The organism is Streptomyces sp. S6, assembly GCF_054880855.1.
This window is the reverse complement of record NZ_JBTYMC010000262.1, coordinates 1-9,578: the sequence shown is the minus strand read 5'-3', so window position 1 is coordinate 9,578 and position 9,578 is coordinate 1. Positions and strand designations below refer to the sequence as shown.

Below are 9,578 nucleotides of genomic sequence, written 5' to 3'. Positions count from 1 at the left end.
CGAACGCCTGGTGACCCTCCACCGGATCCGCCTCGCCTTCACGGACGACGCCCCCCGCGCGTTCGTCGTCGAGAGGGGCCCTTCGGCGCGGGGGAGAGCGCGGCGCCCGGTGCCGGCGGTGCCTTCGACGCCGTGCCGGCAGAACACCTGAGACCGTCCGAGAGGCAGGCCAGATGATGAGCACCACCGGGGGGAACCCCCAGGGCCCCACGCGGGTGCTGGTGGTCGACGACGAGCCGCAGATCGTGCGGGCGCTCGTGATCAACCTCAAGGCGCGCAAGTACGAGGTGGACGCGGCGCACGACGGGGCGAGCGCGTTGCAGCTGGCCGCGGCCCGGCACCCCGACGTCGTCGTGCTCGACCTGGGGCTGCCCGACATGGACGGTGTCGAGGTGATCAAGGGGCTGCGGGGGTGGACGCGCGTGCCGATCCTGGTGCTGTCCGCGCGGCATTCCTCCGACGAGAAGGTGCAGGCGCTGGACGCCGGTGCCGACGACTACGTGACCAAGCCGTTCGGGATGGACGAGCTGCTGGCGCGGCTGCGGGCGGCCGTGCGCAGGGCCGAGCCGGTGGGGCCGGGGGAGGGGGAGGTGCTCGTCGAGACCGAGGGGTTCACCGTCGACCTCGCGGCGAAGAAGGTCAACCGGGACGGCAGGGACGTACGCCTCACGCCCACCGAGTGGCATCTCCTGGAGGTCCTCGTCCGCAACACCGGCCGGCTGGTCAGCCAGCGGCAACTGCTCCAGGAGGTGTGGGGGCCGTCGTACGGGACGGAGACGAACTATCTGCGGGTGTACATGGCGCAGCTGCGCAGGAAGCTGGAGGGGGACCCGGCGCATCCTCGGCACTTCATTACCGAGCCGGGGATGGGGTATCGGTTCGAGAAGTGAGGGGGAGTGAGAGGGATGGGGGTGTCTTCGGGGGCCGGTAGGCTTTCCCGTATGAGTGCTGTGCCGCATTCCGAGAAGCCGGTGGGCCGGTTCCGGCGTATGCTCGACCGGCTCTCCTCGTCCCAGGAGGACCTGGAGTCCGAGGAGCTGCGGGAGGACGCCCAGACCGCCGGGTGCACGCGGATCGAGGACTGCCGGGATCGGCAGATAGTGACCGTTACTGGTACGTTGCGCACGGTCACCCTGCGCCCGCGGGCCGGGGTCCCGGCACTGGAGGCGGAACTCTTCGACGGCTCCGCCGCGTTGGACGTGGTGTGGCTGGGGCGGCGCTCCATCGTCGGTATAGAACCGGGCCGCCGGCTGATCGCGTCGGGCCGGATCTCGATGAGCAGGGGCCGGCGCGTGCTGTTCAATCCGAAGTACGAACTGAGACCCCTCGGTAGGGAGTAACCGGTGACGTCGCTCGACAAGCCGACCGAAGAAGAGCAGGCGCGGGACGCCCGTGCGGTGACCGAGGCCGCGTTGTTCGAGGCGTTCGGCGGCGTGCGGGGCATGGTCGAGACGGTGGTGCCCGGCCTGCTGTTCGTCACGATCTACACGATCAACCAGGACCTGCACATGTCGGCGATCGCCGCGCTCGCGGTGTCCGTCGTGCTGGTCGTGGTGCGGCTCGCCATGAAGGGGACCGTCAAGCACGCGTTCAGCGGTGTCTTCGGGGTGGCCTTCGGTGTCGTCTTCGCGATGATGACCGGCAACGCGAAGGACTTCTACCTCCCGGGCATGCTGTACACCCTGGGGCTGTCCCTCGCCTACATCGTCACGACCCTGTGCGGGGTCCCGCTGATCGGCCTCATGCTCGGGCCGGTCTTCAAGGAGAACCTCTCCTGGCGCACCCGCAACCCCGGCCGCAAGAAGGCGTACGCCAAGGCGAGTTGGGCCTGGGGCCTGATCCTGCTGGCCAAGTGCGCGATCCTCTTCCCGCTGTACTGGTGGGCCGACACCACGCAGCTCGGCTGGGTGCTCATCGCGCTGAAGATCCCGCCGTTCCTGCTGGCCGTCTGGCTGACCTGGGTGTTCCTCGCGAAGGCGCCCGCGCCCATCGACGTGTTCGCGGAGATGGAGGCCGAGGAGAAGGCGGAGGCGGAGCGCAAGGCCGCTGCCGCCCGTGCCGCCGAACAGGGCTGATCCGGGTTGATCCGGACAGGGTTGAGCAAAATCTGAAGAAAAGGTGGGTTGCCCTGTAATCGCAGGGCAACCCACCTTTTCTTGTGCGGTTCTTACGCGCCGGCGTCTTCCTTGCGCACCGACAGCAGATCCTCCAGCTGCTCCTCCCGCGCCGGAGCCGCCACGAACAGCAGCTCGTCCCCCGGCTCCAGGGAGTCCTCCGGCGTCGGCGTCAGCACCCGGTTCCCCCGGATGATGGTGACCAGGGACGTGTCCTCGGGCCACTCCACGTCACCCACCTGGGTCCCGGCCAGCGCCGACTCCTCGGGCAGCGTCAGCTCGACCAGGTTCGCGTCGCCGTGGCTGAAGCGCAGCAGCCGGACCAGGTCGCCGACCGAGACCGCCTCCTCCACCAGCGCCGACATCAGACGCGGGGTCGAGACGGCGACGTCCACCCCCCAGGACTCGTTGAACAGCCACTCGTTCTTGGGGTTGTTGACGCGCGCGACGACCCGGGGGACGCCGTACTCCGTCTTCGCGAGCAGGGACACGACCAGGTTGACCTTGTCGTCGCCCGTCGCCGCGATCACCACGTTGCAGCGCTGGAGCGCCGCCTCGTCCAGCGACGTGATCTCGCAGGCGTCGGCCAGCAGCCACTCCGCCTGGGGGACCCGCTCGACCGAGATGGCGGTGGGGGCCTTGTCGACGAGGAGGACCTCGTGGCCGTTCTCCAGCAGTTCGCCCGCGATCGAGCGGCCGACCGCGCCGGCTCCGGCGATGGCGACCCTCATCGGTGACCGCCTTCCTGCGGACCCTCGGAGAAGGCCGCCTCGACCTTCTCGACCTCTTCGATGCGCATCATGACGTGCACGAGGTCGCCTTCCTGGAGAACCGTCTGCGAGGACGGCAGGATCGCCTCGCCCAGGCGGGTGAGGAAGGCCACACGGACCCCGGTCTCCTCCTGGAGCGTGCTGATCTTGTGGCCGATCCAGGACGGCGACGCGTGCACCTCGGCGAGCTGGACTCCCCCGGTGGGGTCGCGCCACAGCGGCTCGGCGCCGGACGGCAGGAGGCGGCGCAGCATCTGGTCGGCGGTCCAGCGGACCGTGGCGACCGTGGGGATGCCCAGGCGCTGGTACACCTCGGCGCGGCGCGGGTCGTAGATCCTGGCCGCGACGTTCTCCACGCCGAACATCTCACGGGCCACCCGCGCGGCGATGATGTTGGAGTTGTCGCCGCTGGAGACGGCGGCGAAGGCGCCCGCCTCCTCGATACCGGCCTCGCGCAGGGTGTCCTGGTCGAAGCCGACGCCGGTGACCCGGCGTCCGCCGAAGGAGGAGCCGAGGCGCCGGAACGCGGTCGGGTCCTGGTCGATCACGGCGACGGTGTGACCCTGTCGCTCCAGGGTCTGCGCGAGGGCGGAGCCCACCCGGCCGCAGCCCATGATGACGATGTGCATCGCCCTACACCACGCTCCCCACAGGTCTGGAGACCCGCGTCGCTGTCGTTCTCATGTTCCTCTCTCGGCTCTTCGGGCAGTCCATCGCTCTTCGGGCGATGCGTGACGGCCGGGTGACGGCCGCCAGACAGCCATCATGCCCGGGAACCCTCCGGCTGAGGGCCGGGAGCTGCCGTCGTTCTGCCCGCTTCCAACGTAACCGTTCCCGCCGCCGCTCTCGCGGGCGACCGGTGGCCGAGGGCGGGCAAAGTGGCGTGCGCCACGTGACCATGTGATGAAGGTGCCTCCCGGAGGGGGGCAGCTGCCTGTTCGAAGGCATACGATTCTCTGTTGTGTCCAAACTGACCGACGTGCCCAAACGGATCCTGATCGGGCGCGCTCTGCGCAGTGATCGGCTTGGGGAAACGCTCCTGCCGAAGCGCATCGCCCTCCCTGTCTTCGCCTCCGACCCGCTGTCCTCCGTGGCCTACGCGCCCGGGGAGGTGCTGCTGGTCCTGTCCATCGCGGGCGTGTCGGCGTACCACTTCTCCCCCTGGATCGCCGTCGCGGTGGTCGTCCTGATGTTCACGGTGGTGGCCTCCTACCGGCAGAACGTCCACGCGTACCCGAGCGGCGGCGGCGACTACGAGGTGGCGACGACCAACCTCGGACCCAAGGCGGGCCTGACCGTCGCGAGCGCGCTGCTCGTCGACTACGTCCTGACCGTCGCCGTGTCCATCGCCTCCGGCATCGAGAACCTGGGCTCCGCGATCCCCTTCGTCGTCGAGCACAAGACGGCGTGCGCGGTGGCCGTGATCGTCCTGCTGACGCTGATGAACCTGCGCGGGGTGAAGGAGTCCGGGAAGCTCTTCGCGATCCCGACGTACGTGTTCGTCGCGGGCGTCTTCATCATGATCGCGTGGGGCGCGTTCCGGGGGCTCGTCCTGGACGACACGATGCGGGCGCCGACCGCCCAGTACGAGATCAGGGCGGAGCACCAGGGGCTCGCCGGGTTCGCGCTGGTCTTCCTGCTGCTGCGGGCCTTCTCCTCCGGCTGCGCCGCGTTGACCGGCGTCGAGGCCATCTCCAACGGCGTGCCCGCCTTCCGCAAGCCCAAGTCGAAGAACGCGGCCACCACCCTCGCCGCGATGGGGCTGCTGGCGGTCACGATGTTCTGCGGGATCATCGTCCTCGCGCTCGTCACGGACGTCCGCATGGCGGAGAACCCGGCGACGGACCTGCTCAAGAACGGGGCCGCGATCGGGTCGGGATATGTGCAGAACCCGGTGATCACACAGGTCGCGGAGGCGGTGTTCGGCAAGGGGAGCTTCCTGTTCGTCGTCCTCGCCGCGGCGACCGCGCTCGTGCTGTTCCTCGCCGCGAACACCGCCTACAACGGGTTCCCGGTGCTCGGCTCGATCCTCGCGCAGGACCGCTACCTCCCGCGCCAGCTGCACACCCGCGGTGACCGGCTCGCCTTCTCCAACGGCATCGTGCTGCTCGCGGGCGCCGCGATCCTCCTCGTGTGGATCTACGGCGCCGACTCGACGCGGCTGATCCAGCTGTACATCGTCGGCGTGTTCGTCTCCTTCACGCTCAGCCAGACCGGCATGGTCCGGCACTGGAACCGGCTGCTGGCGACCGAGACGGACCAGGCGAAGCGCCGGCACATGGTCCGCTCGCGGGCGATCAACGCGTTCGGCGCGTTCTTCACCGGGCTCGTCCTCGTCGTCGTCCTCGTCACGAAGTTCACGCACGGCGCGTGGGTCGCGCTGCTCGGGATGGTCATCTTCTTCGCGACGATGACGGCGATCCGGCGCCACTACGACGGCGTCGCGGCGGAGCTGGCGGCGACCGAGGGGCCCAGCGACGACAGCGTCCGGCCGTCCCGGGTGCACTCCGTGCTGCTCATCTCGAAGATCCACCGGCCGACGCTGCGGGCCCTCGCCTTCGCCAAGCTCATGCGGTCCGACACGCTGGAGGCGCTCACCGTCAACGTCGACCCGGCCGAGACGAAGGCGCTGCGCGACGAGTGGGAGCGGCGCGGGATCGACGTCCCGCTCAAGGTCCTCGACTCGCCCTACCGGGAGGTCACGCGGCCGGTCATCGAGTACGTCAAGAGCCTGCGGCGGGAGTCGCCCCGGGACGCGGTGTCGGTGATCATCCCCGAGTACGTCGTCGGGCACTGGTACGAGCACCTGCTGCACAACCAGAGCGCCCTGCGCCTCAAGGGCCGCCTCCTCTTCACGCCGGGCATCATGGTCACCTCCGTCCCCTACCAGCTCCAGTCCTCCGAGGCCGCCAAGCTGCGCGCCCGACGGCGGCAGGAGTGGAACGCGCCGGGGTCGGTGCGGCGGGGGCCCGCGGGCGCGGACCGGCCCAGGGAGACGAGCGGGCGCGGGGAGTAGACGGCGGTCGTGGGTCCGGTGCGCAGGGCCTAGACTGGACGGCTGTCGTCGTACGGCGGTCCTCAGGCCGCCGCCTCCGCCGCGCACCCCCCGTCACCTTCCCGATCTGGAGTCACCCCGCCATGCAGGCAGAACCGAAGAAACCGCAGGCGGGGACGGATCGCGAGGGCCGTGAGTCGCTCGTCGGCCGGGAGTACGAGGTCGAGGTCGGGCCCGTCGCGCACGGCGGGCACTGCATCGCGCGGACCGACGAGGGACAGGTGCTGTTCGTCCGGCACGCGCTGCCGGGGGAGCGGGTGCTCGCGCGGGTCACCGAGGGCGAGGAGGGGGCGCGGTTCCTGCGCGCCGACGCCGTCGAGATCCGCAGCGCGTCCAAGGACCGCGTCGAGGCGCCCTGCCCGTACGCCGGGCCCGGCAGGTGCGGTGGCTGCGACTGGCAGCACGCCAAGCCGGGGGCCCAGCGGCGGATGAAGGGCGAGGTCGTCGCCGAGCAGTTGCTGCGCCTCGCCGGGCTCACCCCCGAGGAGGCCGGCTGGGACGGCACCGTCATGCCCGCCGAGGGCGACAAGCTGCCCTCCGGTGAGGTTCCGCAGTGGCGGACGCGGGTGCAGTACGCCGTGGACGCGGACGGCAACGCCGGTCTGCGCCGGCACCGCTCGCACGAGGTCGAGGTGATCGACCACTGCATGATCGCCGCGCCCGGGGTCAGCGAACTCGGTGTCGAGAAGCGGGACTGGGCCGGGATGGAGAGCGTCGAGGCGATCGCCGCGACCGGGTCCCAGGACCGCCAGGTCATCCTGACCCCCCGGCCCGGCGCCCGCCTTCCCCTCGTCGAGCTGGACAAACCCGTCTCCGTCCTGCGCGTCGAGGAGCGGGACGGCGGGGTGCACCGCGTCCACGGGCGGGGCTTCGTCCGCGAGCGCGCCGACGGGCGTACGCACCGGGTCGGCAGCGGCGGGTTCTGGCAGGTCCACCCGAAGGCGGCCGACACCCTCGTGCTCGCCGTCATGCAGGGCCTCCTGCCGCGCAAGGGCGAGATGGCCCTCGACCTCTACTGCGGGGTCGGGCTGTTCGCCGGCGCCCTCGCCGACCGGCTCGGCGAGGCGGGCGCCGTCCTCGGCATCGAGTCCGGGAAGCGCGCCGTCGAGGACGCCCGCCACAACCTCGCCGGGTTCCCCCGGGTCCGGATCGAGCAGGGCAAGGTGGACACCGTCCTGCCGCGCACCGGGATCACCGAGGTCGACCTCATCGTCCTCGACCCGCCCCGCGCGGGGGCCGGGCGCTCGACGGTCCAGCACCTCGCCTCGCTGGGGGCTCGGCGGATCGCCTATGTCGCCTGCGATCCGGCTGCGCTGGCCCGGGATCTGGGGTACTTCCGGGACGGGGGGTATCGGGTGCGGACGCTTCGGGTGTTCGATCTGTTTCCGATGACGCATCACGTGGAGTGCGTGGCGATTCTGGAGCCTCTCCGCAAGGGGCAGTGACCTCCTCGGCGCTGCGGCGCGGGTCACCGAACGGCAAAACCGTACGTCAGTTTACGGATGGCACCGGCGGCTGTGGACCCGAGAGTGGACGTGGGAGGCGGCCGGCGCCGGCTCCCGCAGGCCGCTCAAGACGGAGCGGGCGTCGCGATTCTGACGAGGAGTCATGTTGTCCGTCGTGCTCTCCACGGTGCCGTTCTCACCCGCCGAACGGGCCGACCACTGGCACAGCCTCGTCTCCAGCGCGTTCATACCGCTGGACGTGACGCTCCATGAACGGGAACCGGCGGTGGGGACGATCAGCAGTGATCGGCTCGGGCCCTTGAAGATCTCCGTGGTCGAGGCCGGTCCCCAGACGGTCTGGCGCAGGCGGCGTCTGATCGCTCAGGGCGGGGAGGAGTACATGACGGTCACCTTGCAGCAGCGGGGTACGGCGAGGCTCTCCCAGGACGGGCGCGAGATTCTGGTCCGGCCCGGGGCCTTCAGCTGCGCCGACACCGGACGGCCCTTCAGCAGAGAGCACCCCGACGACTTCCGCTTCACCTGGTTCGGGGTGCCGAAGACGGAGCTGGGCATGCCGGACGCCGGCCTGCGGACGGTCACCCCGACGCTGTTCAGCGGCCATTCCGGTACGTCCGGACTCGTCGCCGGGTATCTGACCCGCCTGGCCGAGCAGGCGGCCCGGTTCGACCCCTGCACGGGGCGGCAGCTCGCCATGACGGCCGTGGATCTGCTGAAGGTGCTGTTACACGAACGCCAGGGCCGGCTCGACCCCCAGGCATCGGAACTGGCCCGGGGCATGCTGGCGCGAGTCAAGGAGTACATGCTCCGGCACCTGGCCGACCCCGGCCTCTCACCGGAGCGGGTCGCCGTCGCCCACCACATATCGGTCCGGTACCTCCACAAACTCTTCCGCTCCGAAGGGATCACGGTGGGCCGTTGGATCCACCGAGAGCGCCTGGAGCGATGCCGGCGCGACCTGGCCCGGCCCTCCGCAACGGCACCGGCAGTCTCGGCAGTGGCCCAGCGCTGGGGTTTCGTCAGCGCCTCCCACTTCTCCCGGGTCTTCCGCGCCGCTTACGGCATGTCACCCCGGGAATGGCAGACGAGCGTCCGGCACAGGTGAGCGGCGGCCGGCTGGGGTGGGGGAACGTCCCACGACCCGGATGACGCTGCTGACGCATCACCCCGCCGCGCCGGCCGGCGATCCCCAGGACGTCGAACGCGGCCTTCCGGCGCGGTGGTCGCGCGGACGGTGTCGCCTCCCGGCCGTGGCGCTGGACACGTGCACGCGGCTCGGCGCGTCCCCCCACGCCGAACCCCAGGTAGCTGGGCCGTTCCAGCCGGCCGGCGGACGTGCACGGCTTCGTGTCCTCAGGGACGCTCTCGGCGCTCGGCGCCGGACGAGGGGTGGTCCGCCGGATCGGTCACCACGGGGCCGGTGGTGGCGTCGAAGGCGTGGGTCACCTCCGGGGCGGTGTCCGGGACGAGGAGCCGGCGGGTGCGGTCCTCGACGGCGCGGTCCGTGGCGGTGAGTCTGTCGTGGTGCTGGGCGAGGTGTTCCGACCACGAGCCGACCAGGTAGTTCTCGATGAACCGCCGCGGATCGTTGCCGTCCTGGTAGAGGCCCCAGGAGACCGCGCCGGTGCGTCGGCGTGAGCGGGCCACGTGGGCCATGCAGTCGGTGAAGGCGGCCCTGTCGCCGGGGGCGACCTGGTAGGTGACGGAGATCAGGACGGGGCCGTCGGCCGGGCCGGGGTCGAAGAGGAGGGGTGGGACGGGCCAGTGGTCGGACGGGGTCGGGTCGATGCCGTCCATGCCGTGCAGGGGCCACAGGCGGACGCTCACCGCGCCGGCCAGGAGCAGCCCACCGCCGGTCAGGAGGGCGACGGTCAGGCCGGGGCCGTCGGCCAGCGCACCCCACAGAGGTGCCGCGAGGGCCTGGCCGCCCTGGAAGACCAGGAGGTAGACGGCGAGTCCGCGGGCCCTGACCCAGCCGGGGAGCCTCGTCTGGAGGGCGGCGTTGAGGGTGGACAGCACGCCGATCCAGGCGAGGCCGGCGGGCAGCAGTACGGCCACCGCGAGCCAGGGCGTCCGGGTGGTGGCGAGGACCGCCAGCACACCGGCGAAGACGACGCCGCCCGCGGCGAGCGTGCCGTTGGCGCCGAGCGCGCGGTGGACGGCGGGCAGCACGAAC

9 protein-coding genes are annotated in these 9,578 nt (G+C 71.1%); 6 read left to right on the top strand and 3 right to left on the bottom strand.

The features are described from left to right. Nucleotides 1–176 precede the first annotated feature (176 nt). From ACVNF4_RS27380 to ACVNF4_RS27370, 3 genes are read left to right on the top strand one after another with little or no spacing between them, the layout of a single operon-like run. Complete coding sequence (locus ACVNF4_RS27380; protein ID WP_461805544.1) at nucleotides 177–890, top strand: response regulator; 714 nt, start codon at nucleotides 177–179, stop codon at nucleotides 888–890. A 51-nt stretch (nucleotides 891–941) separates the two neighbouring features. Further along, nucleotides 942–1,340 carry an OB-fold nucleic acid binding domain-containing protein gene (locus tag ACVNF4_RS27375; RefSeq protein WP_461805543.1) on the top strand — a complete coding sequence of 133 codons (399 nt, stop codon included), beginning with the start codon at nucleotides 942–944 and terminating at the stop codon, nucleotides 1,338–1,340. A 3-nt stretch (nucleotides 1,341–1,343) separates the two neighbouring features. Further along, the gene (locus ACVNF4_RS27370; protein WP_461805542.1) at nucleotides 1,344–2,075 is read left to right on the top strand and encodes a DUF3159 domain-containing protein; all 732 of its coding nucleotides are present in this window, start codon (nucleotides 1,344–1,346) and stop codon (nucleotides 2,073–2,075) included. A gap of 92 nt (nucleotides 2,076–2,167) precedes the next feature. Here the strand turns inward: ACVNF4_RS27370 and ACVNF4_RS27365 are convergent, their stop codons facing one another. Further along, the gene (locus ACVNF4_RS27365) at nucleotides 2,168–2,845 is read right to left on the bottom strand and encodes a potassium channel family protein (RefSeq protein WP_461805541.1); all 678 of its coding nucleotides are present in this window, start codon (nucleotides 2,843–2,845) and stop codon (nucleotides 2,168–2,170) included. Next, complete coding sequence (locus ACVNF4_RS27360) at nucleotides 2,842–3,513, bottom strand: potassium channel family protein (RefSeq protein WP_461805540.1); 672 nt, start codon at nucleotides 3,511–3,513, stop codon at nucleotides 2,842–2,844. Before ACVNF4_RS27360 ends, ACVNF4_RS27365 begins: the two co-directional genes overlap by 4 nt. 332 nt (nucleotides 3,514–3,845) lie before the next feature. Between ACVNF4_RS27360 and ACVNF4_RS27355 the strand changes: the two genes are divergently transcribed. The 3 genes from ACVNF4_RS27355 (at nucleotide 3,846) to ACVNF4_RS27345 (ending at nucleotide 8,507) form a co-directional block, all read left to right on the top strand. Beyond that, a complete protein-coding gene (locus ACVNF4_RS27355) occupies nucleotides 3,846–5,900 on the top strand; it encodes an APC family permease (RefSeq protein ID WP_461805539.1) in 2,055 nt (684 codons plus the stop codon). Nucleotides 5,901–6,022: 122 nt separating this feature from the next. Continuing rightward, nucleotides 6,023–7,384 (top strand): class I SAM-dependent RNA methyltransferase, encoded by a 1,362-nt coding sequence (locus ACVNF4_RS27350; protein WP_461805538.1) that lies wholly within the window; start codon nucleotides 6,023–6,025, stop codon nucleotides 7,382–7,384. 163 nt (nucleotides 7,385–7,547) lie between these two features. Continuing rightward, nucleotides 7,548–8,507 (top strand): AraC-like ligand-binding domain-containing protein, encoded by a 960-nt coding sequence (locus ACVNF4_RS27345; protein ID WP_461805537.1) that lies wholly within the window; start codon nucleotides 7,548–7,550, stop codon nucleotides 8,505–8,507. Nucleotides 8,508–8,755: 248 nt separating this feature from the next. On the opposite strand, the gene ACVNF4_RS27340 is transcribed toward ACVNF4_RS27345, so the two are convergent. Next, on the bottom strand, nucleotides 8,756–9,578 hold an 823-nt coding region (locus ACVNF4_RS27340; protein WP_461805536.1), incomplete at its 5' end, for an MFS transporter.

What these genes read in the sequence shown, in the direction of transcription:
- ACVNF4_RS27350 (WP_461805538.1), top strand. Translation starts at nt 6,023, where the DNA reads ATGCAGGCAGAACCGAAGAAACCGCAGGCGGGGACGGATCGCGAGGGC.
- ACVNF4_RS27375 (WP_461805543.1), top strand. Translation starts at nt 942, where the DNA reads ATGAGTGCTGTGCCGCATTCCGAGAAGCCGGTGGGCCGGTTCCGGCGT.
- ACVNF4_RS27380 (WP_461805544.1), top strand. Translation starts at nt 177, where the DNA reads ATGAGCACCACCGGGGGGAACCCCCAGGGCCCCACGCGGGTGCTGGTG.
- ACVNF4_RS27365 (WP_461805541.1), bottom strand. Translation starts at nt 2,845, where the DNA reads ATGAGGGTCGCCATCGCCGGAGCCGGCGCGGTCGGCCGCTCGATCGCG.
- ACVNF4_RS27345 (WP_461805537.1), top strand. Translation starts at nt 7,548, where the DNA reads ATGTTGTCCGTCGTGCTCTCCACGGTGCCGTTCTCACCCGCCGAACGG.
- ACVNF4_RS27360 (WP_461805540.1), bottom strand. Translation starts at nt 3,513, where the DNA reads ATGCACATCGTCATCATGGGCTGCGGCCGGGTGGGCTCCGCCCTCGCG.